24 protein-coding genes and 1 pseudogene are annotated in these 23,939 nt (G+C 67.4%); 13 read left to right on the top strand and 12 right to left on the bottom strand.

Annotated features, from left to right (window positions below):
- Nucleotides 1-81: 81 nt before the first annotated feature.
- The 3 genes and pseudogenes from YU1_RS28740 to YU1_RS0109165 form a co-directional block, all read right to left on the bottom strand.
- Nucleotides 82-540 (bottom strand): annotated as a pseudogene (locus YU1_RS28740) ((2Fe-2S)-binding protein); the annotation flags it as partial.
- On the bottom strand, nt 540-1,415 hold the full coding sequence (locus YU1_RS0109170; protein ID WP_029003808.1) for an FAD binding domain-containing protein: 876 nt from the start codon (nt 1,413-1,415) through the stop codon (nt 540-542). The pseudogene YU1_RS28740 and the gene YU1_RS0109170, both read right to left, overlap by 1 nt.
- A gap of 105 nt (nt 1,416-1,520) precedes the next feature.
- Nucleotides 1,521-1,844, bottom strand: a complete 324-nt coding sequence (locus YU1_RS0109165) for an NIPSNAP family protein (protein WP_029003807.1) — start codon at nt 1,842-1,844, stop codon at nt 1,521-1,523.
- Nucleotides 1,845-2,135: 291 nt separating this feature from the next.
- On the opposite strand from YU1_RS0109165, the gene YU1_RS0109160 reads away from it, so the two are divergent.
- Together YU1_RS0109160 and YU1_RS28735 are read left to right on the top strand one after the other, a co-directional pair.
- On the top strand, nt 2,136-3,509 hold the full coding sequence (locus YU1_RS0109160) for an aminotransferase-like domain-containing protein (protein WP_029003806.1): 1,374 nt from the start codon (nt 2,136-2,138) through the stop codon (nt 3,507-3,509).
- Nucleotides 3,510-3,988: 479 nt separating this feature from the next.
- Entirely contained in the window at nt 3,989-5,947 is a 1,959-nt protein-coding gene (locus tag YU1_RS28735; protein WP_198018885.1) for a methyl-accepting chemotaxis protein, read from the top strand.
- Here YU1_RS28735 and YU1_RS34895 read toward each other — a convergent pair.
- The 6 genes from YU1_RS34895 to YU1_RS0109130 all read right to left on the bottom strand — a co-directional run bounded on the left by YU1_RS34895 (nt 5,925) and on the right by YU1_RS0109130 (nt 9,781).
- A complete protein-coding gene (locus YU1_RS34895; RefSeq protein WP_198018884.1) occupies nt 5,925-6,332 on the bottom strand; it encodes a polysaccharide deacetylase family protein in 408 nt (135 codons plus the stop codon). The genes YU1_RS28735 and YU1_RS34895 overlap by 23 nt on opposite strands.
- A 61-nt stretch (nt 6,333-6,393) precedes the next feature.
- The gene (locus YU1_RS0109150; RefSeq protein ID WP_029003805.1) at nt 6,394-7,125 is read right to left on the bottom strand and encodes an amino acid ABC transporter ATP-binding protein; all 732 of its coding nucleotides are present in this window, start codon (nt 7,123-7,125) and stop codon (nt 6,394-6,396) included.
- 25 nt (nt 7,126-7,150) lie between these two features.
- Nucleotides 7,151-7,843 (bottom strand): amino acid ABC transporter permease, encoded by a 693-nt coding sequence (locus YU1_RS0109145; protein WP_029003804.1) that lies wholly within the window; start codon nt 7,841-7,843, stop codon nt 7,151-7,153.
- 4 nt (nt 7,844-7,847) lie between these two features.
- Nucleotides 7,848-8,579, bottom strand: coding sequence for an amino acid ABC transporter permease (locus YU1_RS0109140; RefSeq protein ID WP_029003803.1), 732 nt, complete (start codon nt 8,577-8,579; stop codon nt 7,848-7,850).
- 95 nt (nt 8,580-8,674) lie between these two features.
- Entirely contained in the window at nt 8,675-9,577 is a 903-nt protein-coding gene (locus YU1_RS0109135; protein WP_245263280.1) for an amino acid ABC transporter substrate-binding protein, read from the bottom strand.
- A 60-nt stretch (nt 9,578-9,637) separates the two neighbouring features.
- On the bottom strand, nt 9,638-9,781 hold the full coding sequence (locus YU1_RS0109130) for a hypothetical protein (protein ID WP_156922017.1): 144 nt from the start codon (nt 9,779-9,781) through the stop codon (nt 9,638-9,640).
- Nucleotides 9,782-10,095: 314 nt separating this feature from the next.
- On the opposite strand from YU1_RS0109130, the gene YU1_RS0109125 reads away from it, so the two are divergent.
- The 7 genes from YU1_RS0109125 (at nt 10,096) to YU1_RS0109095 (ending at nt 17,095) form a co-directional block, all read left to right on the top strand.
- A complete protein-coding gene (locus YU1_RS0109125; RefSeq protein ID WP_029003800.1) occupies nt 10,096-10,884 on the top strand; it encodes an SDR family NAD(P)-dependent oxidoreductase in 789 nt (262 codons plus the stop codon).
- A 149-nt stretch (nt 10,885-11,033) separates the two neighbouring features.
- Entirely contained in the window at nt 11,034-11,771 is a 738-nt protein-coding gene (locus tag YU1_RS28730) for a TetR/AcrR family transcriptional regulator (RefSeq protein ID WP_245263275.1), read from the top strand.
- Between the two features lie 22 nt (nt 11,772-11,793).
- Complete coding sequence (locus YU1_RS0109115; protein WP_035714687.1) at nt 11,794-13,026, top strand: metal-dependent hydrolase family protein; 1,233 nt, start codon at nt 11,794-11,796, stop codon at nt 13,024-13,026.
- A 50-nt stretch (nt 13,027-13,076) separates the two neighbouring features.
- The gene (locus YU1_RS0109110) at nt 13,077-14,297 is read left to right on the top strand and encodes an ABC transporter substrate-binding protein (RefSeq protein WP_029003798.1); all 1,221 of its coding nucleotides are present in this window, start codon (nt 13,077-13,079) and stop codon (nt 14,295-14,297) included.
- A gap of 286 nt (nt 14,298-14,583) precedes the next feature.
- On the top strand, nt 14,584-15,450 hold the full coding sequence (locus YU1_RS0109105) for a branched-chain amino acid ABC transporter permease (protein WP_029003797.1): 867 nt from the start codon (nt 14,584-14,586) through the stop codon (nt 15,448-15,450).
- Entirely contained in the window at nt 15,450-16,337 is an 888-nt protein-coding gene (locus tag YU1_RS0109100; RefSeq protein ID WP_029003796.1) for a branched-chain amino acid ABC transporter permease, read from the top strand. Before YU1_RS0109105 ends, YU1_RS0109100 begins: the two co-directional genes overlap by 1 nt.
- Entirely contained in the window at nt 16,334-17,095 is a 762-nt protein-coding gene (locus YU1_RS0109095; RefSeq protein WP_029003795.1) for an ABC transporter ATP-binding protein, read from the top strand. Before YU1_RS0109100 ends, YU1_RS0109095 begins: the two co-directional genes overlap by 4 nt.
- Before the next feature lie 29 nt (nt 17,096-17,124).
- Here the strand turns inward: YU1_RS0109095 and YU1_RS28725 are convergent, their stop codons facing one another.
- Nucleotides 17,125-18,573 carry an FkbM family methyltransferase gene (locus tag YU1_RS28725; RefSeq protein ID WP_084539764.1) on the bottom strand — a complete coding sequence of 483 codons (1,449 nt, stop codon included), beginning with the start codon at nt 18,571-18,573 and terminating at the stop codon, nt 17,125-17,127.
- Between the two features lie 200 nt (nt 18,574-18,773).
- Between YU1_RS28725 and YU1_RS0109085 the strand changes: the two genes are divergently transcribed.
- Nucleotides 18,774-19,469 carry an ABC transporter ATP-binding protein gene (locus YU1_RS0109085; protein ID WP_035714684.1) on the top strand — a complete coding sequence of 232 codons (696 nt, stop codon included), beginning with the start codon at nt 18,774-18,776 and terminating at the stop codon, nt 19,467-19,469.
- Between the two features lie 24 nt (nt 19,470-19,493).
- On the opposite strand, the gene YU1_RS0109080 is transcribed toward YU1_RS0109085, so the two are convergent.
- The gene (locus YU1_RS0109080) at nt 19,494-21,137 is read right to left on the bottom strand and encodes a Na/Pi cotransporter family protein (protein ID WP_029003793.1); all 1,644 of its coding nucleotides are present in this window, start codon (nt 21,135-21,137) and stop codon (nt 19,494-19,496) included.
- Nucleotides 21,138-21,224: 87 nt separating this feature from the next.
- The gene (locus YU1_RS28720; protein WP_035714682.1) at nt 21,225-22,253 is read right to left on the bottom strand and encodes an NAD(P)H-binding protein; all 1,029 of its coding nucleotides are present in this window, start codon (nt 22,251-22,253) and stop codon (nt 21,225-21,227) included.
- 92 nt (nt 22,254-22,345) lie between these two features.
- On the opposite strand from YU1_RS28720, the gene YU1_RS0109070 reads away from it, so the two are divergent.
- From YU1_RS0109070 to YU1_RS28715, 3 genes are all read left to right on the top strand, one after another.
- Nucleotides 22,346-23,257, top strand: coding sequence for a LysR family transcriptional regulator (locus YU1_RS0109070; RefSeq protein WP_029003792.1), 912 nt, complete (start codon nt 22,346-22,348; stop codon nt 23,255-23,257).
- A 49-nt stretch (nt 23,258-23,306) separates the two neighbouring features.
- A complete protein-coding gene (locus YU1_RS0109065; RefSeq protein WP_029003791.1) occupies nt 23,307-23,660 on the top strand; it encodes an ArsC family reductase in 354 nt (117 codons plus the stop codon).
- Nucleotides 23,661-23,729: 69 nt separating this feature from the next.
- On the top strand, nt 23,730-23,939 hold a 210-nt coding region (locus YU1_RS28715; protein WP_035714732.1), incomplete at its 3' end, for a transposase.

The raw sequence follows: 23,939 nt of genomic DNA, 5'->3' as shown, positions 1-23,939 counted from the left end.
AGCGTCGTCCTGCGCGGACGGCTCGGTGCCGGGGGCGCCCACATGGGGCAGCGCGGAGCCTCGCGGCGCATTGGCCTTGCGCAGGCGCTCGGCGGCGAATTCCACCGCCTCGATGATCTGGCCGTAGCCGGTGCAGCGGCAGATGTTCCCCGAAATGGCCTCCACGATCTCCTGGCGGCTCGGGCTCCCCTCACGCTCCAGGAGCGCGTGGGAAGACAGGATCATGCCGGGAGTACAGAAGCCGCATTGCAGGCCGTGCGTCTCGCAGAAGGCATCCTGGAGCACGGAGAGCTCACCCGGCGCGGGCGCAAGGCCCTCTATGGTGGTGATCTCATAGCCATCCGCCTGCACGGCGAACATCAGGCAGGAGCGCATGGGCGCGCCGTCCACCAGCACGGTGCAGGCGCCGCACACGCCGTGCTCGCAGCCGGCATGGGCGCCGGTGAGGTGGAAATTCTCGCGCAGTGTGTCCAGCAGCGTCTTGCGCGGCTCCACCTCGGCCTCGCGCAAGGTTCCGTTGATGCGCAGTGCGACCTTCATCAGCCGTGTTCCTTTGCCAAAGCTTCGGCATATGCGTCGGCGAGCGCACGGGCACCCAGCAGACGCGCGACGCGCCGGCGATATTCGGCGCTCGCATGGAGATCGGAGGTGGCATCGAGACCTCCGGCGGCGGCCTCCACCGCCTCTTCCAGCACTGTCTCGTCGATGCGCATGCCTATCAGCGAGCCCACATCCAGCCTCACCGGCCGGTCGCCAACACCGCCGATGCCCAGCGCCACACGAGTGCAGGCACCGTCAGCACCAACCTCCACCTGGGCGGCGGCGGAGACGAAGGCGAAGTCGGAGCGGCGGGCGCTCACCTCATGAAAGCCGACACCGATCCGCCCGCCCTGCCAGATGGGAAAGCGCACCTGAGTGACGAGGCCACCCATGGGCACCGCCGTGAGCATGGGGCCGATGAAGAAATCGTCCGGCGACATGGCCAGCATGCCGCCCTCGTCCTCGGTGACGATCTCCGCATCCAGCGTGACCGCCACAAGAGGAATCTCGGCTGAAGGATCGGCATTGGCGAGCGAACCGCCGACCGTGCCGCGATTACGGGTCGGCGGATGGCCGACCCAGGGAAGCGCTGCCGCCAGCAATGGCAGGTGCCGCACCACGTCCGGCGAGCGCTCCGCCTCCACCTGGCGGGTGGTGGCGCCGATCACCAGCGCGCCCTCCTCCACGCGAATACCGGACAGACCAGGCAGCCGCAGCACGTCCACCAGCACGGCGGGGCGGGCGAGCCGCATCGCCAGCATGGGCACGAGCGTCTGCCCTCCGGCGATGACCCGCGCATCCTCGTTGGCGGAGAGGATGGCGCAAGCCTCCGCAAGGTTTTGCGGTCGCACATAGTCAAAAGGCGCCGGCTTCATTTAAGAAACGTCCTTGTTCGCAGACTTCGGGCGGCCTTCGCGCGCCGGCTATACCGGGCACGCTTTCCGACCACGCAGACATGAGGCGCCCTCGGGCGCCGCCGGTCAGCCCAGCAGCAAGCCGGCGGCCGCCGGGCTCAGCACATTGACGGTCTGGGCCTTGAGCAGCGGACCATTGACCTCGCTGGCAGCCTTGACGGCTTTCCAGTCGGGATCGGCGCCGAAAGAGGCCCAAGCCTGCTTGCGGGCGTCCTCGCTGGAGAAGCGGGTCAGATAGGTGAGCCGGCCATCTTCCTCGGGCGCGGTGAACACGCCGAGAAGCTCGATGCCGTGGCCCGGCAGGCGGGGCACCACCTCGGCGATGAACCGCTGACGCATCGCGTCGGCACGCCCCTCGGAGGCCTCGTAGATGCGGATCTCGTAGATCATGCGGCCATCATCCCCACACACATCAGAAGCAGCGTCGTGTCGCGCTGTTGAATAGGACGATAAAGGGTCAAAACGCAGATTGTCAATCATTGACATACTTCAATAGAGTATTTTCGGATGAATGAATTGATGCAATGCATATCATTCTAGATGCAATGCAACGCAATGCAGCCGGGAATGCACCGACCGGCGAGCGCCCGCACTCGTCTGCCGTGCAGGAGAGGCTTCCGGCCTGACTGAGATTGCATCAATCTCACGATTGTACTATTCGGGAATGGAACAGGGTGATTCATGACCGACTGGGTACCAGCGCTTTCGCACCACCGCGGCCCACGCTACATGGCGATCGTGGAGCAGTTGGAGAGCGACATCGCCTCCGGCGAGGTGAAGCCGGGCGCGCGCCTGCTGCCGCAGCGGGACATGGCCGAGCGGCTGGGGCTCAGCGTCGGCACCATCTCCAAGGCCTATGCGGAAGCAGAGCAGCGCGGGCTGATCTCCGGCGAGGTCGGTCGCGGCACCTTCGTGCTCCGCCGCCGCTTCAATGGCCATAAGACCGAGTCCACCGGCCGCGAGGGCATCAACCTCGCCCTCAACGTTCCCCCCGCCACAGGCGAGGATGCGCTGATTGCCGCCACGCTGGCAGAGGTGGTGGCGGACGGCGGCATTGACCGACTGCTGGGCTACCTGCCGCACCAGGGTCTGCCCGACCACCGCGCGGCGGTGGCATCCTGGCTCGCCGCCCACGGCATGGCCACCGATCCGGACCGGGTGTTCATCACCCACGGCGCCCAGCACGCTTTATCCATCGCCATCGGCATGGTCGCCGCCCGCGGCGACACGGTGCTGACCGAAAGCCTGACCTATTCCGGCATGCTCGCCCTGTCCGCGCAGTCCGGCTACCGGCTGCACGGCGTGGCGATGGACATTCACGGCCTGGTTCCGGAGGCGCTGGACGCCGCCTTCGCGGAGACCGGCGCGCGGGTGCTCTACACCATGCCCAGCCTGCAGACGCCCACCGGCACGGTGATGCCGGCGGAGAGGCGGCTGGCCATCGCCGAGATTATCCGCCGCCGCGACGCCTACGTGCTGGAGGACGACGCCTACGCCTTCCTGTTCCAGACCCCGCCGCGCCCCGTCTCGGCCCTGGCGCCCGAGCGAAGCTTCTATGCGATGAGCTTCGCAAAGTGCCTGGCTCCGGGTCTTCGCATCGGCGCCATGATCGTGCCTGACGCCTTCCGCGACCGCTGTATCAATGCGGTGCGCGCCACGGGCTGGATGGCTTCCCCGATTATGGCGGAAGTGGTGTCGCGGCTGGTCCAAAATGGCGGCCTTGCCCGCCAGGCCATGCTGAAGCGCGAGAAAGCGGTGCTGCGCGACCAGGTCGTGCGGCGGGTGCTGAGCGGCTGGCTTTCCCCCGTCTCCGCCCCACCCGGCTTTCATGTGTGGCTGCCGCTGCCCGCCGGGCGCACGCTCACATCCCTGATCACGCAATCTGCGCAGGCCGGCATCACGCTGGCGCCGCCTGGTGCGTTGCGCCCGCTCGACGCAGCAAGCCTCGGCGTGCGCATCTGCCTGGGCGCCCCAACTACCGAGGCGCAATTGGAAACGGCCCTCACCGAGGTGCGGCGCATTCTCGAACAAGCAGAAGCCATCTCTCTCGTTTAGATATTTGGGATCCGAAGCTTTCCGCAGTCCGCCCACGCAGATGTCTTCGTACGCGCCCGCACCCAGCGCCATGAATATTTCACGCGCGAGCGAAAGACAGGCGCTTACATAAAGACTGAGATCCTGCATCGGCGGGCAATTTACAATAATTAGGCAGCGCATCGCCCTCCCTCCCCTGATCTGGATTAATGACCATTGGGATGGAGGAACACCTTTGTCAGCCAGACAATTCCTCAAGGGAATGCAAATGTACTACTCGATAGAGTATTACAATCCCCTTCATTGCACAGCTTGACGCAAGCCTGGGCCCTAAATTTGCGGGGAACGTTCCAGCTTTGATTGGGGGATTTTTCATGCGTATTCGAGGGCTTTTCCTTCTCTGCATCTCTGCCATCGGATCGATTGCCGTCGCCGGAAGTGTGTTCTTCGCCGCCAGCGAATGGCAACGCTGGGACGATGCCAGTACTGCAAAGGCCCTGATGCAGGTATTCGCCAACCTCGCCTTCTTGAGCGAGCGCGCATCCATCGAGCGTGGCGATTTCAATCAGATCATGCTGGTGGACGAGGCCGCCGGCGCACCGCTCATCCAAAGTGCCGGCAAGGACATGGCCCTCGTGGACGAATCCCTCGCCGCTGTGCAGGCGAGCACGGCGGCGCTCACCACCAGCGATGCGGTCATGGTCGAAAAGGCCTTTGCCAAGATTCTCGCCGCCGCGCACGCCACCCGCGCCACCGCGCAGGAGCAGGTGGCCAAGCCCAAGAACCAGCGCGACCCGCAGGTCCACGCCCGCTACATCGCCGACTCCATTGCCATTCTCGCCGACATCAGCCGGCTGTCCGATGCTGTCGAATTGCGGGCGGCTGACGAATATCCCGCCGTCGGCCGCTTCGCCGCGCTGGCGCGCATGTCGCTGACGCTTCGGGATCTCGGCGGGCGTCGCTCCACCATGATCACCAACTTCGTGGGCAGCAAGAAAGCCTATGGCCCGGCCGAGACCGAGCAATTCCTGCTGTATGAGGGCCAGATCGCGGCCATCTGGACCATGCTGATGCACACCGCGCGCGAAGTGCAGGACGCTCCCGGCATCATGCCGGCGGTGGAACGGGCCAATGCGGAATTCATGGTTGGCCTCGGCCAATCGACCCGCGATGCCTTCAAGCACGCATTGGACGGCAGCGATCCCGGCATTACCATGGAAGCTTGGCGCGCCCGTATCCGGGCCACGCTCGCGCCGGCTCTGGCGCCCCGCGACGCGGCCTTCGCCGCGGCCAATGCGCTGTCCGACCAGGTGATCGCGACCGCGCGGCTGCGCTTCTTCATTGCCGGCGCTGCCGTGCTGGCGATCCTGGCCCTAGTGCTGGGCTTCGCCCTGTTCATCACCCGCCGCGTGGTACAGCCGATCCGTATGCTGGCCGATGGCATCGAACAGATCTCCAAGGGCGTGTTCGACGTGGAGATACCCGGTCTCGAACGCCACGACGAGATTGGCGAGATCGGCCGCGCGGTCGGCGTGCTCCGCGCCAACAGCCGCGAGATGGTGCGCCTCCAGAGCGAGCAGGTCACCATCCGCGAGCAGGCGGAGGAGGATCGCCGCGCGGCATTCCACACATTGGCCGACGAATTGGAGCGTGTGGTCGGAAAGATCGCCGGCTCGGTCTCCGCGACTTCCGAGGAGTTGCAGGCATCCGCGCGGGGCATGTCCGCCATGGCTGAGCAGACGTCCAGCCGCTCCGGCCAGGCCTCGCAGGCTTCCCAGGTCGCCAGCGACATGGTCGGCGCGGTCGCCGCGGCAGCGGAGGAATTGTCCGCCTCGGTCACCGAGATCGGCTCGCGCGTGACGGAATCCGCGCGCATCGCCGGCGTGGCGGTGACGGAGGCCAATGACGCGGCGTCCAAGGTCACGGTGATGTCGGAAGCCGCCCGCCGCATCGGCGACATCCTGCGGCTCATCTCGGACATCGCCGGACAGACCAACCTGTTGGCCCTCAACGCCACCATAGAAGCGGCGCGGGCCGGCGAAGCGGGACGCGGCTTTGCTGTCGTCGCCTCGGAAGTGAAGAACCTTGCCGAGCAGACCTCCAAGGCCACGGCCGAGATCGAGGCGCAAATCTCGACCGTTCAGCGCGCGACCGACGAGTCGGTTTCTGCCATCACCGGCATCGCCAGTACCATCAAGCAGATGAACGAGATCTCCACCACCATCGCCTCGGCGGTCACGCAGCAGTCGGCGGCCACGGACGAGATCGCCAACTCCATCGCCCGCGCCTCCGAGGGCACGCGGAACGCGTCCGAGAATATGACGCAGGTGAACATGACGGCTGCGGAGACCGGATCGGCAGCCACCCAGGTGCTGAGTGCCTCCACCGAGTTGTCCCGGACCTCCAGCGAGCTCCGGGTGGCGACCGATAACTTCCTCAACCGCATCCGCGCCGTATAGAGACATGCGTGGAGGCCGTCCCGCACGGCCACCGGCCTCCACGCAATCTTGGACGGGCGCCGGGTTCCGGCTTGTCGCGAGGGTCCACAAAGTCGGCATGCGGGCGCCACAGCCAGCCATGACAGGCCGGCTCGTGTCTCCGCGTAACGATCTCCGCCGCAGATTGCGGCAGGCGCTCGACGGCGCGACCGCACATATAGAACGTGGCGCGGCGCTCGTGCCGATCGAATGCCTCGAGAAACCGCCAGAGGCCGACGCGTACGGTAGGCGAACATCTCTTCCTGCCCGAGATCGCGGCGCCCGGACGGAACGACGCGCGACCTCGCCGATCCGGTGGCCATTTGGTAGGGCAGCGGCTGGAACAGATGGTGATTGCGCTGGTCAATCAGATGGAGCGATTCCTTGCCTCCACCCGCCGCAGCCGGCGACGGATGCACATGACAGGATCAATGCGACAGGATCTTGGAGAGGAAGCTCCGCGCGCGCTCGCTGCGCGGACGGGCGAAGAAGTCTTCCTTCGCCGCATCCTCCACGATCTCGCCCGCGTCCATGAACACCACGCGGTGCGCCACCTTGCGGGCAAAGCCCATCTCGTGGGTCACCACCATCATGGTCATGCCCTCCCTCGCCAGTTCCACCATCACGTCGAGCACTTCCGTGATCATTTCCGGGTCCAGCGCCGAGGTCGGCTCGTCGAACAGCATGCAGATGGGGTCCATCACCAGCGCGCGGGCGATGGCCACACGCTGCTGCTGGCCGCCGGAGAGCTGGCCGGGATATTTCTGCGCATGGGCCTTGAGCCCGACCCGGTCGAGCAGCGCCTCCGCCTTGACCATCGCCGCCTCGTGCGAGCGCCCCAGCACCTTCTCCTGGCCGAGGCACAGATTCTCCAGGATGCGCAGGTGCGGGAACAGCTCGAAATGCTGAAACACCATGCCCACCCGCGCCCTGAGCTTGGGCAAATTGGTTTTAGGCGCACTGACGGCGATGCCGTCCACCACGATCTCGCCGCCCTGGATCGTCTCCAGCGCATTGATGGTCTTGATGAGCGTGGACTTTCCCGAGCCGGACGGCCCGCAGACGACGACCACTTCGCCTTTCTTCACCTCGACGCTGCAATCCTTCAGCACCTGGAACGTCGGGCCGTACCATTTGCTCACGTTGCGCAGGGAGATCATGGCCATGGGTCGCGGTCCGGGCTGGTCACCGCACGATGCTGATGCGGGCCTGGAGCCGTTTCACCAGCATCGAGGCGGTAAAGGAGATGAGGAAATAGACGGCGGCGGCGAACAGGTACATCTCGGTCAGCCGGCCGTCGCGCTGGGCGACCTTGGAGGCGGCGCCGAGGAAATCGGTGATGGAGAGCACGTAGACCAGCGAGGTGTCCTGGAACAGCACGATGGTCTGGGTGAAGATCACCGGCAGCATGTTCCGGAAGGCCTGCGGCAGCACCACATAGCTCATCACCTGCCGATAGGTGAGGCCGATGGCGTAGCCCGCCGCCACCTGCCCGTGCGGGATGGACTGGATGCCCGCCCGCATGATCTCGGCGAAATAGGCCGCCTCGAACAAGGTGAAGGTGATGATGGTGGAGGACAGCGCCCCCACCTGGATTGGCTGGCTGGTGCGCAGCGCCCATTGGCCCACATAGGGCATGAGGAAGTAGAACAGGAAGATCACCAGCACCAGCGGCAGGGCACGCATCACATTCACATAGCCCGCCGCCAGCTTCGGCAGCACCGGCAGGGAGGAAAGCCGCAGCAGCGCGATGACCGTACCCAGCATCACCCCGCCGACGGTCGCCACGGCGGTGAGCGTGAGAGTGAAGGTCATGCCCTCCTTGAACAGGTAGGGCAGCGCGCGCCAGATCACCCCGAAGTCGAAATCGGAGAACATCGCCTCACCTCGCCGCGTTGAAGCCGGGCACCGCGAGGGCGCGCTCCAGCGCGCGCATCCCGATGGTCACCACGGCATTGAGGGCGAGATAGATGACGGTGGCCGCGGTGAAGGCCTCGAACACGTGGAAGGAGAATTCCTGCATGGAACGCGCCGCCCCGGTCAGTTCCATTAGCCCGATGGTCAACGCCACCGAGGTGTTCTTGATGGTGTTGAGGAATTCCGAGGTCAGCGGCGGCAGCACGATGCGGTAGGCCATAGGCAGCAGGATGTAGCGATAGGTCTGCGCCGGGGTGAGGCCGATGGCGGTTCCCGCCATGCTCTGGCCCTTGGGCAGGGCGTTGATGCCGGCGCTCACCTGCGTCGCCACGCGGGCGGACATGTAGAGCCCGATGGCCACCACCGCCGTATAGAAGGCGCCATAGCGCAGATGCTTCACCCACACGCCCCAGTCGTGAGGCAGCAGTTCGGGAATGACGAAGAACCAGAGGAAGAGCTGCACCAGCAGCGGAATGTTGCGGAACAGCTCGATGTAGGCGCCGCCCAGGTGCACCGCGATCCAGGAGGGCAACGTGCGCATCACCCCCACCAGCGAGCCGAACACCAGCGCCACCGCCCAGGCGGCGAGGGAGGTCAGGACGGTCCAGCGCAGGCCGCCCAGCAGCATGTTCAGGTAGGTGCCCTGCCCATCCGGCGACGGTTCGAGCAGGATGCCCCAGTTCCAATGATAGTTCACGCCCCGCCTCCCGCCGCGCGGCCCACCTCACAGGCCCAATGCCCACACCTGCCTTTGCGGGGCGGGCGGCCCATGCCGCCGGCCCCGGGCGCGGGTCAGTAGGCGGCCGGGTCGCCGCTGTCGGTGGGGTTGGCGAAGGCCTTCTTCAACGGCGCGCCGAGCGGCACGTCGAGATTGAGGTTCTTGGGCGGAATCGGGCTCTGGAACCACTTGGCGTAGAGCGTCACGATCTCCGGGCTCTTGTAGAGCGCGGCCGTGGCGCCGTCGGCAACCGCCTTGAACGGCGCGTCCTCGCGGCGCAGCATGATGCCGTAGGGCTCCGGCAGCGAGAAGGCGTCGTCCGAGATCACATAGGCCTTGGGGTCCTTGGAGCCGGCCACCAGGCTCGCCAGCAGGATGTCGTCCATGACGAAGGCCACCGCGCGGTCGGTCTCCACCATGAGGAAGGCCTCCGCATGGTCCTTGGCCGGCAGGATGTTGATGTTCAGCCCCTTGGCCGCGTTCACTTCAGTGACCTGTCTGATGTTGGTGGTACCCGAGGTGGACACCACCGTCTTTCCGGCGAGGTCGGCGATGGACTTGATGTTGCTCGCCTTCTTCGAGACGAAGCGGCTGGCGGTGAGGAAGTGGGTGTTGGTGAAGGACACCTGCTTCTGGCGCTCCACATTGTTGGTGGTGGAGCCGCACTCCAGGTCCACGGTGCCGTTGGCGATCAGCGGGATGCGGGTGGCGGAGGTGACGGGATTATACTTCACCTCCAGCTTGTCCAGCTTGAGGTTGCCCTTCACCGCCGCGACGATGGCGGCGCAGATGTCCATGGCAAAGCCCACCGGCTTCTGGTTGTCGTCGAGATAGGAGAAGGGCACCGAGGATTCCCGGTAGCCGATGGTGATCGTCCCGGTATCCTTGATCTTCTTCAGCGTGCCGGTGAGTTCCTGGGCCGCCGCCGGAACGGCGAAGGCTGCGGCGAGGCAGCCGGCCACGATGATCCTGGTCATGCGCATCTTGTGTTCTCCTCTGGTCCTGGATGGTCCGGTGGTTCTGGATGGCTTGAAAGATCAGCCCTGCCGCGCGATCTGGTGTCCGTCTGGCGCAGGGATGTCCGGTGTCGCGTCGTCGTCACTGCCAAGCCCTGCCCACGGGCGCTTCGGCGCGGACGAGGTGTAGGTGCGGTCCCGATCGGCGATCAGCGAAAGCGTCATGGTCCACACCTCGTCGTCCAGCGGGGCCAGCCGGGACCTATCGTAGCGGCAGCGCAGCCGGGAAGCCACGCCATGCCGCAGCCACCGCCCTCATGTTGCGCGGCCGGTGCCAGGTCGCGCTCGATCGGGCCGCGGCTTCCGGCCGTCCGTTGCGCAAACTGTTGCATGGCATGCATCGCGGCGCGAGGGGCATCGGGGCGGCCAATGCACGTTTTGCATCGCGCGGCCGGCAAGCCCTGCCAGCGGGGAGGATGCGGGCTTTTCCAACGCTCGCTATAAAGGGCGCCCAACGCCAAGAAAGGACAAACACGACAATGACGATCTCGGAGGAAAAGGTCGCCCTCGTCACGGGTGCGGCACGGGGCATCGGGCTGGCGGTCGCCAGGCGCTTTCTCGCCGAGGGCTGGCGCGTCGCCCTGCTCGACATCGAGGGCGACCTGCTGGCCGAGGCCGTGGCCGGCCTCGATGCAGGCGCGCGCGCGCTCGCCCTCACCTGCGACGTGGCCGAGCGTTCCGCCGTCAACGCCGCCATGGAAGCCCTGGTCGCCCGCTTTGGCCGGCTCGACGCGCTGGTGAACAATGCGGGTGTTGCCGTGTTCAAGCCGCTGCTCGACACCACTGAAGACGAATGGGCCCGCGTGCTCGCCGTCAACCTCACGGGGCCCTTCCTCTGCACCAAGGCCGCCGCGCCGGTGATGCGCGAGCACGGCGGCGGCGCCATCGTCAACATCACCTCCATCTCCGGGCTGCGCGCTTCGACGCTGCGCACCGCCTACGGCACCAGCAAGGCGGGCCTCGCCCACCTCACTAAGCAGCTTGCCGTGGAACTGGCCGGGCTCGGCATCCGCGTGAACGCGGTCGCTCCTGGCCCGGTGGAGACCGCCATGGCCAAGGCGGTGCACTCCCCCGCCATCCGCGCCGACTATCACGACGCCATCCCGCTGAACCGCTACGGCCTGGAAGAGGAACTGGCGGAGGCGATCTTCTTCCTGTGCAGCGACCGCTCCAGCTACATCACCGGCCAGGTGCTGGCGGTGGACGGCGGCTTCGACGCCGCCGGCATCGGCCTGCCCACCCTGCGCGCCAGCGGCCGCAACGGCTGATCCCGGCCTTGCCCCGGCGCGGCACACGCCTGCCGTGCCGGGGGACAGCGTGCGCCCCGGAGGGTGTCGCGACCCCAAATAAACAGACTTGACTGTTTGTAAGTTGAATGGCTTGCTGTGGACGCATAGCAGCCATTCGGGAGACACAGGTGGCGGAGCGTCGCAGACGATCCCAGCACGAGCGCACGGCGGAAACCTCCGCCCGCCTGCTGAACGCGACCATCGACCTGCTGCACGACCAGGGCTTCTCCCGCATCTCCACGCCGCAGATCGCCGCCCAGGCAGGTGTCTCGCGCGGGGCGCTGACGCACCATTTCGCCACCAAGGAAGAGCTGGTCACCGACGCCATCAACGCCATGCTGGAACGCGTGACGGCCGACCTGCACCGCTTCGCGGAAGACATCGCGGCTCGCGGCGGCTCCAGCGACGAGATCGTCGACTACATCTGGCGGATGATGTCCGACCGGCTGTTCTACGTGACCATGGAATACCTGCCGGAAGCCCGCCACAACGACGAGTTCAAGGATCGTCTCGTGCCGGTGGTGAAGAACTTTCACGCCGGGCTGGACGCCATCTGGATGGCGCTCGCCGCCAGCCGGGGCGCCGATCCCGGCCACACCCGCACGGTGATGAACGCCAGCATGTGCCTGGTGCGCGGCATGATCGCCCAGACCGTGCTACGCGAGGATCCGGACTATTATTCCGAGATGCTCGCCTTCTGGAAGGCGCAGGTGGCCCGGCATTTTCCGGAAAAGCCCGCCCGCGCCGCCAGGGTCGCGCCAAAGCCGGCCACCGCGCCCGCCGCCAAGCGCGCGGCCGAGCCGAATTCCAAGCCCGCCAAATCCCTCCCCGCCCGCACCGCGCCCAAGCGCGGTGCCCGCGCCTAGAGCCGTGCCCCGGAGTGTCGTGATGTCGTTTCTGTTCACCAATGCCCGCATCGTCGATGGGCGCGAGCCCGAGCGCGGAGCGCCGGTCGAGGTGCTCGTCGAGGGCGAGGTCATCCGCGAGGTGGCGCCCAAGATCAGCGCGCCCTCGGCCGAGGTGATCGACCTCAAGGGCCGCACGCTGATGCCGGGCCTGATCGACGCCCATGTGCACACCATCGCCTGCCTCGCCGACCTCGGCGCCAACGCCAAGCTGCCGGACAGCCTCGTCGCCGTGCGCGCCATGAAGCTGATGGGCGAGATGGTGATGCGCGGCTTCACCACCGTGCGCGACGTGGGCGGCGCCGACCACGGCCTGAAAGTGGCGGCGGCGGAAAGCGCCCTGCCCGCCCCGCGCCTCGTGATCTCCGGCAAGGCGCTCAGCCAGACCGGCGGCCATTGCGACTTCCGCGGCCCCTATGACGACCGCGAGACCATCCGCACCGGCTTCCGCCTCGGCGCGCTCGGCCGTGTGGCGGACGGCGTGCCGGAGATGCGCCGCGCCGCCCGCGAGGAGATCAAGGCCGGGGCTCAGTTCATCAAGATCATGGCCAATGGCGGCGTCGCCTCGCCCACCGACCCCATCCATTTCCTCGGCTTCTCCCGCGAGGAACTGCTCGCCGTGGTGGAGGAGGCGCGGAACGCCGGCACCTACGTCTCCGCCCATCTCTATACGGACGAGGGCATCCGCCGCGCGGTGGAATGCGGCGTGCACTCGCTGGAGCACTGCAACCTGATCCAGTCCGAGACGGCGAAGTTCGCCGCCACCCAGGGCGCCATCGCCGTGCCCACCCTCGTCACCTACGACAAGCTGTCCTCGGAAGGCGCCGCCATGGGCTTCCCGGCGGGCTCGGTGGCCAAGATCGACAGCGTGCGGCTCGCCGGCATGGAATCCATCTCCATCATGCGCGACGCCGGCCTGCCCATGGCCTACGGCTCCGATTTGCTGGGCGAGATGCACCGCCACCAGTCCGAGGAATTCGTCATCCGCGGCCGCGTGATGCCGGCGCACGAGGTGATCGCCTCGGCCACCGCCGTCGCCGCCCGCCTGCTGCGCATGGAAGGCAAGATCGGCACCGTGGCGGCGGGCGCCTTCGCCGACCTCATCGTGGTGGACGGCGATCCGCTCGCCGACCTCTCCCTGCTGACCCGCCAGGGCGCGCACATGCCGCTCATCATGCAGGGCGGCACGGTGCTGAAGCACACCTCGCTCAACTGAGTGCAAGCACAATAAACACACCATCTTCCAGACCTGAAGGGACCAGACCCGTGACCCTCTCCCGTCGCCAGACCCTCGCCGCCCTCGCCGGCTCCGTCCTCCTGCCGGCCCTGTCGCGCACCGCCGGCGCCCAGACCGCCGCCTTCCGCATCGGCGCGCTGAACCCGATCACCGGCGCCGGCGCCCCCTACGGCTCCGGCATGCAGAAGATGATCGTGGCCGCCGCCGCCATGGTGAACGATGCCGGCGGTGCCGGTGGCCGCACCCTTGAGGTGTCCTCCGAGGATACCCAGACCCAGCCGCAGGCGGCCGTGCTCGCCGCCAAGAAGCTGATCGAGGTGAACAAGGTCCAGGCCATCCTCGGCACCTGGGCCTCCGGCGTCTCGCTCGCCGTCGCGCCTTTGACCAATGACGCCGGCATCCTCCTGATGAACACCTCCGGCGCGCCTGCCCTCTCGGTGCCGCCGGCCAATGCCAAGGGCCTGCTCTACCGCTTCCAGGCCACCAACGACCGCTTCGGCCGCGCCTTCGCGGAAGTGGCCACCAAGCAGGGCTTCAAGCGCCCGGCCACCATGGCCTTCAACAACGCCTCGGGCATCGGCAACACCGAGGGCTTCCGCAAGGCGTGGGAAGCCAAGGGCGGCAAGGTGGTGGAGAACGTCGTCTACGAGCCCAACCAGCCGAGCTACCGCGCCGAGTTGCAGAAGGTGCTGGCCGCCAAGCCCGACGTGATCGTCATGGGCTCCTACCTCGCCGACACCACCATCATCCTGCGCGAATGGTTCCAGACCGGCGAGACCACCAAGTTCATTATCCCCGCCTGGGCGGCCAATCCGGACCTCGTCAAGGCGCTCGGCCCGGAAGTGACGGAGGGGCTGATCTCCGTCGACAGCATCTCCAACGAGGGTTCAGACGCCTTCAAGGCATTCGACGCCGCCTATCAGAAGGCCATGGGCCAGCCCGGCCTGTCGAACGTGTATGCGGCCATGACCTGGGATATGGTGGTGGTGCTGGCGCTGGCCATGGAGGCCGCCGGCCCCAATGCGGACGTGGCGGCCATCTCCGCCAAGCTGCGCGAGGTGGCCGGCCCCGGCGGTAAGGCGGTCTCCACCTTCGCCGAAGGCAAGGCGGCGCTGAAGACCGGCAAGATCGACTATCAGGGCGCCTCGTCCATCCTCGACTTCGACCAGTATGGCGACGTGACGCCGGACTTCTCGGTGTCGGTGGTGGAGAAGGGCAAGATCGAGCGCAAGTACATCGTCAAGCTCTGACCGGAGCGCGCTCGCGCAAGGTCTTTAGAGCCGGGCCGGCCCTCGCGGTACGGAACCGGCTCCCGCGTTCGCCGTCCGCCTTTGCATTCGCGCCCCGGGTCCCCCCAGCCGGGAGCGGATCGGCGGGCGGCCCCCTCTGCCCGGCACCCGGCCGCCCCCGGACGCCGTCATGCCACCCTCCCCGCCCGACGCCGGGCGGAGGTCGAGGACCAGACACCGTGACCGTCGAGCCCACCCCCGTTTCCCGCCGCGCGGCACTCACCGCCGTTTTGTCCGCGAGGCCCGCATGAGCGGGTTTCTCGAACTTGCCATCAGCGGGCTGATGTCCGGGCTTGTCATCGGCCTTGCCGCGCTGGCGCTGACGCTGGTGTTCGGCGTGGCGCGCTTCGCCAATGCCGCCACCGGCGACTTCATGACCTGCGGCGCCTATGCGGCGCTGCTCGGCTTCGGCGCCACCGGCTCAATGGTGGTGGGCGGCGCGGTGGGCCTTGCCGCCGGCGCTTTGGTCGGCATGGTGTCCTATCTGCTGGTGTTCCGCACGCTGGAAGGTCGGCCCTCGGTCTCGGCGCTGCTCGCCTCCATCGGCATCGGCTTCGTCATCCGCGCCGTGCTGGGCGTGGTCTATGGTCACGGCCAGCAGGTATTCCAGCTGCCGCTGGTGCGGCCCTGGCGGGTCTATGACCTGCGCATCCAGCCTAACGACCTGAAGATCGGCATCACCGCGCTCGTCGCCCTGCTGGTCGTCTTCCTCGTGCTGCACGCCACTCCCATCGGCCGTCGCATGCGGGCGGTGGCGGATGATCCCATGCTGGCGCGGGTCTCCGGCATCGCGCCGCGCCAGGTCATGCTGGCGCTGTGGGCGCTCAGCGGGGCGGTGGCCGCGCTCGCCGGCGTGCTGCTGGGCATCAAGACCGTGGTGTCGCCGGAAATGGGCTGGGAGATGCTCATCCCCGTCTTCGCCGCCGCCGTGCTCGGCGGCATCGGCCATCCGGTGGGCGCGATCCTGGCGGGCGTGCTGCTCGGCGTGCTGCAGGAGATCGCCACGCCCTATGTGGGCTTCACTTACAAGCTGGCGCTCGCCTTCGTCATCCTGCTGGCGGTGCTGCTGGTGCGGCCCAAGGGCCTGTTCGGCCGGGTCGAGGGGGTGCGCTGATGGACGCCTATCTCATTGCCATCGCCATCATCACGGCGATCTACGTGCTGCTGGCGCTGGGGCTGAACCTGCAATACGGCCTCACCGGCATCGTTAATTTCGGCCACGTGGGTTTCTTCTGCGTCGGTGCCTACACCACCGCCATCCTGTCCGAGCACGGCGTGCCGTTGGTGGTGTCCTTCCCGCTGGCCGCCGTGCTCGCCATGGCCTTCGCATGGCCGCTGGGGCTGGTGAGCATCCGCCTGCGGGAGGACTATTTCGCCATCGTCTCGCTGGGCTTCTCGGAAGTGGTGCGGCTGGTCGCCACCAGCGAGCGCTGGCTGACCAACGGCGTGCAGGGCATCGCCGGCATCCCCAAGCTGTTCGCGGGCTGGCTGACCGGTCCGGCCCAGTCCTATGCGGTGCTCGGCCTGCTGGTGGCGTTCAACGCCCTCGCCATCCTCGCCATGCTGCGCATCGTGCGCTCGCCCTTCGGCCGGATGATCGAGGCGATCCGCGACAATGAGGAGGCGGTAAAGGCGCTTGGCAAGGACCCTGCCGGCTTCAAGATCCAGGTGCTGGTGCTGGGCGCGGCGCTGGCCGGCCTCGCCGGCGCGGTCTATGCCCACTACATCGGCTACATCTCGCCCGAGCAGTTCCTGCCGCTCATCACCTTCCAGATCTGGATGGCGATCATCATGGGCGGCGTGGGCCGCATCTCCGGCGCGCTGGTGGGCGCGGGCATCCTGATGCTGTTCCTGGAAGGCTCGCGCTTCCTGCGCGACGTGATGCCCTTCATCTCGGAAGTGTCCATGGCCAGCGTCCGGCTCGGCGTGGTGGGCCTCGCGCTCATCCTGTTCACCATGTACCGCCCGCAGGGCCTGATGGGGGATTTCACCCGCAAATGACTCTCGCTATCCAAGGACTGACAAAGGCCTATGGCGGCCTGCACGTGGTGAACGACGTGCGCTTCGAGGTGCCCTCGGGCGCGCTGGTGGGCGTCATCGGGCCGAACGGCGCCGGCAAGTCCACCCTGTTCTCCCTGATCACCGGCTTTCTCGCGGCGGACGCAGGGGACGTGTCCTTCGAAGGCCGTTCGCTCGGCCGCGCCTCGCCCATGGAGCGGGCGCGGGCGGGCATGGTGCGCACCTTCCAGGTGCCGCGCGAATTCTCCCACCTCACCGTACGCGAGAACTTGCTGGCCGCAGCCCCTGGCCAGTCCGGCGAGCGGCTGATCGACACCTTCTTCCGGCCCGGCCGGGTGAAGGCGGAGGAGGCCGCCATTGCCCGCGAAGCGGCCGAGACCATCGATTTCCTGCGCCTCGCCAAGGTGGCGGACGTCCCCGCCGGACGGCTGTCGGGCGGGCAGAAGAAGCTGGTGGAGTTGGGCCGCGCGCTGATGACCGGCGCGCGCATGATCCTGCTCGACGAGCCGTTCGCCGGCGTCAATCCGGTGCTGATCGAGGAATTGTCGGTGCGCATCCGCGAACTCAACGGGCGCGGCATCGGCTTTCTCATCATCGAGCACGACCTTGCCGCCCTCAACAAGCTGGTCTCGACGCTGCATGTGATGGATCGAGGCGTGCTCATCGCCTCCGGCGCGCCGGCCGAAGTGCTCGGCAACCCGCGCGTGCGCGACGCCTATCTCGGCGGCGCGGCGGCCTGATGTCCGTCCGCGCGGGCGCGAACGGCAACTCAGGACGGGTCCTTCGGCATCTTGCGTTTTCCGAGCGCCCGCAAGGGCGCCGTGATGCGCCAGGATGGGCTCGCAGCGACGCGCTGGAGAATGGCTTCCAGATGGTCGCCCCGCTGCTGCATCTGACGGGTCGTCTCGGCCTGCGCGGCGAGGACGGCATGAAGGCGCGCGGTTTCCTGTTCCAGCTTGGCCCGGCGTGCCTCCGCCGCCTTCACATGGGCGCCGAGATCCGAGCGCAGAAGGACATTTTCGTGCCGCAGTCGCACCAGCCGCTCCTCGGCGGCCTGTGCCTCGGTCGCGCGGGTCACCAGCAAGTCGGCCTTCTCCCGCTCCCATTGCACCGACTGCGCTTCGGCCGCCTGCGCCTGGGCGGCGAGCGCCGCCTGCAATGCGGCCACCTCCCGTTCCAGTTGCGCCGTCCGGGCCTCTGCCGCGCCGGCAAAGGTCATCTGTTCCTCCAGCGCCGCGCTGAGACGCATGTTCGCTGCCTCCCGCTCGGCGGCGCGCGCTTCGCCGGCGCGGGTCAGTTCGACCAGGGCGAGGCGAAGTCCCTCCCTCTCGCCGGCCAGGGCGCTGGCCTGCGCTTCCAGCGCGGCGAGGCCCTGGGTCCGGTCCGCGAGCGTGGCCTCCAGGGCGGCCTTCTCCGTGCGCAGCCGTTCCGCCTCGTCCGCAACTTCAGCCACACACTGCACCTGTTCCGCAAGCTTTGCTTGCAGGCCCGCCCGCTCCGCCTCCCGCGCGGCCAGGACCGCGTCCCGGCCGTGGTGAAACGAAAACTCATCGAACACATTCGGCGGGTATTTGAAGCGGTCCCGCAGGCCGAGGTGCTCGTCCGCGAGATAGAACCGATTCAACCCGTCGGCATACACAAACGTGTATCCGCGGCTGACGAGCGCATCCTCCCAGTCGCCGAAATCCTCCTCCTGGGAAAAGGGCCGCACGGCTTCCGACAGGATGATCCACGGGCGAACGGCGGCCAGATCCATGCCTTCCAGCACGGCGCGGGTCCCGCCCTCCACGTCGATCTTCAGGAAATGCACCTCGCCTCGGACATGCCGCTCGCAGATCGTCGCGAGTGTGAGCGCCTCCGCCTTGACCTCTGAACTCTTGAAGCCGATCTCATCATGCGCTTTGGATATGCATTCGTCGGTCGTCGACAAACCGGTTCCGTCAATTTCGAAGAAATTGACGGAACCGGTGAAATTCGTCGCGACGGCGCAGATGTTTACATCGCCTGGACGCTCAGACTTGAGCCTTTCGAAATACTGCCTGTTGGCTTCAATGTTGATGCCGCGCCAGCCATGCTCGTAGAACAGATGAGTCACCGAATGAACGACGGGATCGTTGGCTCCGACATCGATGTAAAAGCCACGCTCAACGCCGCGCAATACCCGCCACAGCATGATGTCTTCGCAGTTTTGGGCATACGAAATCATCGTCATCGACATCTACTCCACCACAGGTCAACTGCTACTCGATACGCGCGCTCTGTGGACAGCATCCCGTCATCTGCACGCAAACACGACCCCAGACACCAGATCTACGAAGCTTAGATTTCCCCGACCCAGCGATGCCAAAAGATTAATGCCAGTTCATTCTGACGATCAGAATACCACCCCCACGGAATCTTGGAAGGGTCATCCGACCGATGCTGACCATCGAAACGCTCGCCGGCGGCTATGGCGAAGTGAACATCCTGAATGGGATCGACCTCACACTTGCAGCAGGTGAGATCCTCACCGTGGCGGGCACCAATGGCGCGGGCAAGTCGACACTCGCCAAGGCCGTGGTGGGCCTGCTGCCGCGCGTCACCGGGCGCGTGCTGCTGGAAGGCCGGGACATCACGCTGATGCCTGCCGAGCAGCGGGCCCGCGCCGGCATCGGCTATGTGCCGCAGGTGGCCAACGTCTTCCCCTCCCTCTCCATCCTGGACAACCTCACGGTGGTGGAAGGCGTGCGCGACAAGGCCACGCGCGTCGCCGACATGATGGAGATGTTCCCCGCGCTCGCCGAGCGCCGCCGGGCGCGGGCCGGCAGCCTGTCCGGCGGCGAACGCCAGCAGCTCGCCTTCGCCCGGGCGCTGATGACGCGGCCAGGCGTGATCGTGCTGGACGAGCCGACCGCTGCCCTGTCCCCCGCCAAGGTGGACGAGAGCTTCACCCGCATCGCCGCCCTGGCGCATACCGGCACCGCCGTGCTGCTGATCGAGCAGCGGGCGCGCCAGGCTCTGGCCATCTCACAGCGTGGGGCGGTGCTGGACGGCGGCAAGGTGGCGCTTGAGGGTGAGGCCGCCTCGCTGCTGGCCGACGAGCGCGCGGCCCGCCTCTATCTTGGCCACGCCTGACGATGTCGGCCGCGGGCGGTTCTCCTAGCGGGCGAGGTTGATGGCGTAACGGTTGAGCTGCCAGACCACCTGCTCGAATACGTCCGCCGTAGCCCACACCGCCTGCCGCTCGGCCGCGGTGAGGTCCGGCGCACGCTGCCAAAGTTCCTCGCGCAGCTTCTTCATCAGCGCCGAACGGTCGCCGGTGAGGGTTGCCAGCATCTCCGCCGAGTCCGCATCGAAATGCTCCGCCTCCTCCGCCACGGTGGCCGTCAGGGCGTGCGCCGCTTCGGCAAGCGTGGTGGCGAACCCGGTGACGGCCGGCGAGGTGTGCAGATCGCCGAGCCCCTTGGCGAAGCTGCCCAGCGTCTCATGCAGGATCTTGAGGAGCTGGTTGGCGCTCCACAGCCGCAACAGCCGGTCCAGTTCCTCCGGCTGGCCGGGCATGGCCAGTCGCTTCTTGAGGAAGCTGCTGATGGTGCTGGTGAGTTCCACGCCCGCCTGTTGCAGCACCTTGGGCGAGGCCTTGGCCACCAGCGGCTCCATCGCGTCGAAGTCCTCCGCCCCCTCGGTGCGCACCTTCGAGAGGAAGAACGGGAGGCGACGCAGCAGGCGCAACTGCTCCTGCTCCACCATGCCGATGGCGGCAAGCGGCTCCACCGCGTCGTTGAACTGGATGAAGCGGGGTTTGCTGAGTGATTCCTGCGGCGTCTCGGGGCTGAGGCGCTCCACCAAAGCGAACAGCGGCGCATTGAGCAGCGAGGCGACCACCGCCGAGACGATCTGGAACATCCAGTGCACCGCCGTCACCTGGAGCGCCGCGTCGCCGGTGATCGAGGTGACCAGGGCCTCGATGAGCGGCACGTGGGCGAAATGCTCCAGCATCAACAACGGCAGCATCACGCCGACGCCGATGAGCTTCAGGATGAGCTGGTAGAGGTTGAGCTGCCGCGCCGTGCCGCTGAGTCCGGCCCCCTGGACGATGGACATGATGCCGGCGCCAAGATTGGCGCCCACCACGATGAGGAAGGCCTGATCGAGCCCGAGCACGCCGCCGTCCACCAGCGCCAGGGCGATGATGGAGACCGTCTGCCCCTGGATCACCGCCGCCAGCGCGGTGCCGGCGATGAAGCCCCACAAATAGAAATTGTTGGCGAACGCCAGCACCGCCTGGACGGTTGCGGACTCACGCATGGGCACGGAGGCCTGCACCATCAGTTGCACGCCATAGAGCAGCAGCGCGAGGCCCAGCAGCGCCGCCACTAGGTTACGGTACTTGGCGTTGCGGTCGTAGCCGAACAGGAAGGCGAGGCCGATGAGGCCGATGGCGGCCATGATGACCGCGCCGATGTTCAGCGAGGCGAGCAGCAGGCGCAGCGTCGAGCCGGCATAGGACCAAGTGACGATGGGCATGGCGCTGCGCACGGTGGCCGCCCCGGCGCTCACTAGGCTGATGACGATGAACGTCACAGCATTGGTGCTCTGGATCACCGCCCCGGCGGCGATGCCGGTGATCATGGCCTTGAGCGGGTTGCCGGTGGCGCGCGCCACCAGCCGGTGGAAGCCGGGGCCGGCGACTTGCTTCATGTTCGCCGTCAGGAACTGGGTCCCGATGAAGATGAACCCGAGACCCGCAAACAAGCCGATGGCGATGTTCAAGACCTGCTCCCAGCCGCGCGAGGCGCTCACCCCAGATCATGGCTGTTTAGGCGATCGCGCCGCAAGTCGCCAGTTCTCCAATCGTCGGTTGCAGCCGCCTGCGACGCCGCGCCCCCGTCAGCGCGCCGCCGGCACCGCCTGCCCCATCGGATCACCGGCTTTCCCGGCCGCGCCCGCCGGCAGGCAGCCGATGCCGACGAGCGTATCGCGCACCGCCCGGTCCAGCGGCGTGTGCGGCTCCGTGCCGAGCGTGACGACGAGGCGCTGGTTGCGCATGTGGAGCGGCACCTGCCACAGGTAGCGCATCTCGCGCAGCTCGCGGAACAAAGACACCAGCGGCGAGGCCAGCGTCACCAGCCACCAGGGGAAGGCGCGCACTTGCACCGGAAGGCCGACCGCGGTGCGGATGGCCTTCACCATGGCGGTGCCGTCGGGGTCCCAGTGACCTTCCATATGAAACACGGCACGGGCGGGCAGGCCGTCCAGTTCGGCCAGGCGCGCGATGACTTCCGCCACGTCCGGCAGATAGGCCCATTGATGGCCGACGCCTCTGCGCCCCGGCGCGCTGATGGCGGTGACCGGGCGGCCGGGCTTCACCAGCCCCTGGGCGAACCAGGTGTTGCCCGCGCGTGGCCCGAAGAAGTCGCCGCACCGGACGATGAGGCACGGCACACCCGCTTCCGCCGCAACGCGCAGCCGTTCCTCCATGGCCACCCGCAGCGCGCCCTTGCGCGTGGCGGGATGCTGCGGGGCGTCCTCGTGCGGGTCGGCGAAGGCGTCGGGGCCGAAATTATAGACGGTGCCCGGCAGCACGATGCGCGCGCCGGCGGCACGGGCGGCGGCGATGGTGTTCTCCATCATCGGCACCACCAAGCGATCCCAGTCCCGGTAGCCGGGCGGGTTCACCCCGTGGACCACGAGCCCTGCCCCTGCGGCGGCGGCAACGACCTGTTCCCGGACCATGGCGTCGCCGGCGATCCAGGCCGGAGCCGGGCCCTCGAAAGCCCAGCGCCGCGCGGCGGCGGCCGGGTCCCGCACCAGCGCCTTCACCGTCCACCCCCGCCGCAGCAGCGCGGCGGCGGTCTCGCCGCCCACCCCGCCATTCGCCCCCAGCACCAGTGCCACGCGCCTCGGACCGTCCACCATCGCAACCTCCCGTCTTGGATCGGACGGGAGCATGCGCTCCGACGGGATCGAACATAATTGCCAAAGATGTTCATCCAGCTAGTATGTTTTGTATGATCCCCCTTCTCTCCGACTGGGAGAACCAGCGCGCCTTCCTCGCCGTCCTGCGCGGCGGCAGCCTATCGGCGGCGGCGCGGGAGCTTGGAGTCGCCCAGCCCACCGTGCGCCGGCGCATCGAGGCGCTGGAGCAGGCGCTGGGCGCGCCTCTGTTCACCCGCTCGCCCACGGGCCTGATGCCGACCGAGAGCGCCCGCGCGCTCGGGCCCCATGCGGAGGCCATGGCCGCGGCCGCAGCCGCCTTCGGGCGAACCGCCTCCGGCCCCGGAACGGAGCTGGCGGGCACGGTGCGCATCACCGCCAGCGACGTGGTGGGGGCCGAGGTGCTGCCGGCGATCCTGACCGACCTGCAGGCGCGCCACCCGAAGCTCCAGGTGGAAGTGCATCTGTCCAACCGCACGCAGGACCTGCTGCGCCAGGAGGCGGACATCGCGGTGCGCATGGTGCGGCCGGCGCAGGCGGCGCTGCGTATCAAGAAGGTCGGCACGGTGCGGCTCGGCCTGTTCGCCAGCGCGGATTTCGTCGCACGGCACGGCGTGCCCCGCACCTGGGAAGAGCTCACCGCCTTTCCACTCGTCGGCCCGGACCGCGAGACGAGCGATCTCAGAGCCTTCACCGCCGTCTTCGGCCCAGAGATTATTCCAGCGCTCAGCTACCGGACGGACAGCCATCTGGCGCAGATCGCCGCCATTCGCGCGGGCGCGGGCATCGGCATCTGCCAGGAGGGCCTCGCCGCCCGCGCGCCGCGCCTCGTCCATATCCTGCCGGATCGCTTCACGCATGGGCTGGAGACGTTCCTCGCCATGCATGAGGACCTCGGCCGCGTACGGCGCGTGCGGACGGTCTTCGACCATCTGGCCCAGGCCCTCGCCAGCTATTGCGCGGAACCATCGCACAGCGCGGACTGAGCGCGCCTGCTATACTTCATCCTCTCATTTCCGGACGGACGAACCGACGATGGCGCAGACGCCCACCCTCTATGGCATCAAGAATTGCGACACGATGAAGAAGGCCCGGGCCTGGCTCGACGGCCACGGCGTCGCCTACGCCTTCCACGACTACAAGGCCGCGGGCATTACCCCCGCGAAACTGGAAGGCTGGGTGAAGGCGGTGGGCTGGGAAACCCTGCTGAACCGGGCCGGCACCACCTTCCGCAAGCTGCCGGAGGCGGATCGCGCGGACCTCACCGAAGCGAAGGCCATCGCCTTGATGCTGGCGCAGCCCTCGATGATCAAGCGCCCGGTGCTGGAGCGCGGCAAGACCATCCTGGTCGGCTTCAAGCCAGCCGAATACGAGACCTTCGCGGGCTAGGTAGTGTGGACTCTTGGGGTTCCCGGGCTGAATGATCTGTGATTCAAAGCTGCCTTTGATGAGGCAGCGATGGGTGTTCTTGATCGACTGGTGCTTGGGGATGAGCAGTGGGCGCGGATAGCGCCGCACATCATCGGCGACGAGCGGACGCGCGGCTCTTCGGGCCGGGACAATCGTATGTTCATCGAGGCGGTGCTGTGGATCGTGCGCACCGGCTCGCCTTGGCGCGATCTGCCGGAGCTGTTTGGAGAATGGAACACCGTCTTCCGTCGCTTCAGC

The sequence above is a fragment of the Azorhizobium doebereinerae UFLA1-100 genome (assembly GCF_000473085.1).
In the GTDB taxonomy this organism is placed as follows: domain Bacteria; phylum Pseudomonadota; class Alphaproteobacteria; order Rhizobiales; family Xanthobacteraceae; genus Azorhizobium; species Azorhizobium doebereinerae.
The sequence above is the reverse complement of the archived record's forward strand: the minus strand, read 5'-3'. Positions and strand labels throughout refer to the sequence as shown.

Bases quoted from the DNA above. Each gene is read 5' to 3' on its own strand.
- YU1_RS28720 (WP_035714682.1), bottom strand. From the start codon at position 22,253: ATGGTGGACGGTCCGAGGCGCGTGGCACTGGTGCTGGGGGCGAATGGC.
- YU1_RS28735 (WP_198018885.1), top strand. From the start codon at position 3,989: ATGCAGGTATTCGCCAACCTCGCCTTCTTGAGCGAGCGCGCATCCATC.
- YU1_RS0109100 (WP_029003796.1), top strand. From the start codon at position 15,450: ATGGACGCCTATCTCATTGCCATCGCCATCATCACGGCGATCTACGTG.
- YU1_RS0109160 (WP_029003806.1), top strand. From the start codon at position 2,136: ATGACCGACTGGGTACCAGCGCTTTCGCACCACCGCGGCCCACGCTAC.
- YU1_RS0109085 (WP_035714684.1), top strand. From the start codon at position 18,774: ATGCTGACCATCGAAACGCTCGCCGGCGGCTATGGCGAAGTGAACATC.
- YU1_RS0109165 (WP_029003807.1), bottom strand. From the start codon at position 1,844: ATGATCTACGAGATCCGCATCTACGAGGCCTCCGAGGGGCGTGCCGAC.
- YU1_RS28725 (WP_084539764.1), bottom strand. From the start codon at position 18,573: ATGTCGATGACGATGATTTCGTATGCCCAAAACTGCGAAGACATCATG.
- YU1_RS0109070 (WP_029003792.1), top strand. From the start codon at position 22,346: ATGATCCCCCTTCTCTCCGACTGGGAGAACCAGCGCGCCTTCCTCGCC.
- YU1_RS0109105 (WP_029003797.1), top strand. From the start codon at position 14,584: ATGAGCGGGTTTCTCGAACTTGCCATCAGCGGGCTGATGTCCGGGCTT.
- YU1_RS0109135 (WP_245263280.1), bottom strand. From the start codon at position 9,577: ATGACCAGGATCATCGTGGCCGGCTGCCTCGCCGCAGCCTTCGCCGTT.
- YU1_RS0109065 (WP_029003791.1), top strand. From the start codon at position 23,307: ATGGCGCAGACGCCCACCCTCTATGGCATCAAGAATTGCGACACGATG.
- YU1_RS0109115 (WP_035714687.1), top strand. From the start codon at position 11,794: ATGTCGTTTCTGTTCACCAATGCCCGCATCGTCGATGGGCGCGAGCCC.
- YU1_RS0109170 (WP_029003808.1), bottom strand. From the start codon at position 1,415: ATGAAGCCGGCGCCTTTTGACTATGTGCGACCGCAAAACCTTGCGGAG.
- YU1_RS0109150 (WP_029003805.1), bottom strand. From the start codon at position 7,125: ATGATCTCCCTGCGCAACGTGAGCAAATGGTACGGCCCGACGTTCCAG.
- YU1_RS0109145 (WP_029003804.1), bottom strand. From the start codon at position 7,843: ATGTTCTCCGATTTCGACTTCGGGGTGATCTGGCGCGCGCTGCCCTAC.
- YU1_RS0109125 (WP_029003800.1), top strand. From the start codon at position 10,096: ATGACGATCTCGGAGGAAAAGGTCGCCCTCGTCACGGGTGCGGCACGG.
- YU1_RS0109130 (WP_156922017.1), bottom strand. From the start codon at position 9,781: ATGACGCTTTCGCTGATCGCCGATCGGGACCGCACCTACACCTCGTCC.
- YU1_RS0109095 (WP_029003795.1), top strand. From the start codon at position 16,334: ATGACTCTCGCTATCCAAGGACTGACAAAGGCCTATGGCGGCCTGCAC.